Annotated in this window: 1 protein-coding gene; it reads left to right on the forward strand. The window is 62.8% G+C overall.

Features of this window, described 5'->3' with window-relative positions; translation table 11 throughout:
* The first annotated feature begins 113 nt into the window (after nt 1–113).
* Nucleotides 114–1,133, forward strand: coding sequence for a 23S rRNA (adenine(1618)-N(6))-methyltransferase RlmF (gene rlmF / locus ACE04F_RS25920; RefSeq protein ID WP_486110496.1), 1,020 nt, complete (start codon nt 114–116; stop codon nt 1,131–1,133).
* Nucleotides 1,134–1,201: the final 68 nt, after the last annotated feature.

Consider the following 1,201-nt stretch of genomic DNA (forward strand, 5'->3'; position numbering starts at 1 on the left):
CCCCCCCCCCACACAGGTTCACCGCCGCTCATTTGAATAGCGCAGTCATCAAGATCGCGCCGAATGTGGGACAATGCCCGCCACTTTTTGAGCCAGCCCTGAATCGACCCGCCATGACCGCCCCTCGCTCTCCCCGACCTCCCCGCCAGAAGCCCAAGCCCGTCGCCGAGGCCAAAGCGCCGCGGGAGAAGGCCAGCCTGCATCCGCGCAATCGCCATCAGGGCCGCTACGACTTCCCGGCGCTGATCAAGAGCACACCGGAACTGGCGAAGTTCGTGATCATCAATCCCTACGGCAAGGAAAGCATCGACTTCGCCAGCCCCGAAGCGGTGCGAGTGTTCAACCGGGCGCTGCTCAAATCTTTCTATGGCATCGCCTATTGGGACATTCCGGCTGACTACCTGTGCCCTCCCGTACCGGGGCGCGCCGACTACGTGCATTTTCTCGCCGACCTGCTCGCCAGCCATAATCAAGGTGAAATTCCTCGCGGGGCGGCGGTCAAGGTGCTGGACGTTGGCACCGGCGCCAACTGCGTTTATCCGCTGATCGGCTACAGCGATTACCGCTGGCACTTCCTGGGCTCGGAAATCGACCCGACGGCGATTGCGTCGGCCAAGGCCATCGTCCAGTCCAACGGCCTGAACAAAGCCATCCAGCTGCGCCAGCAACCCAACCGCAAGCACATCCTGTCGGGGCTTCTGGAAAGTACCGAACGGTTCGACCTGACGATGTGCAACCCGCCGTTCCACGCTTCCCTGGAGGAAGCCACCAAGGGCAGCCAGCGAAAATGGCGGGCACTGGGCAAGGCAGATCCGAAACGCAAGTTGCCGGTGTTGAATTTCGGCGGCCAGGCGGCGGAGCTGTGGTGCGAGGGTGGCGAGGCACGCTTCGTCACGCAGTTGATCAGTGAAAGCGCCCAGGTCGCCGGGCAAGTGCTGTGGTTCAGCACGCTGGTATCGAAGGCGTCGAACCTGCCGGCGATTCAAGCCGCGCTGAAGAAGGCCGGAGCGCTGCACAGCCAGGTGGTGGAAATGTCCCAGGGGCAGAAGCAGAGTCGGTTCGTGGCCTGGACCTTCCAGGACGAGCCGCAGCAACAAGCCTGGCGTAAAGCCCGCTGGTTTAGCAAGGGCTGAACCTCTCTCAACACAGCCTGATGCGGTTCACTTAAGGTATCGACATTCCCGTGGGGGGGGGGGGGGGG

It is taken from the genome of Pseudomonas sp. AGC41, assembly GCF_057334555.1.

What these genes read in the sequence shown, in the direction of transcription:
- rlmF (WP_486110496.1), top strand. Translation starts at nt 114, where the DNA reads ATGACCGCCCCTCGCTCTCCCCGACCTCCCCGCCAGAAGCCCAAGCCC.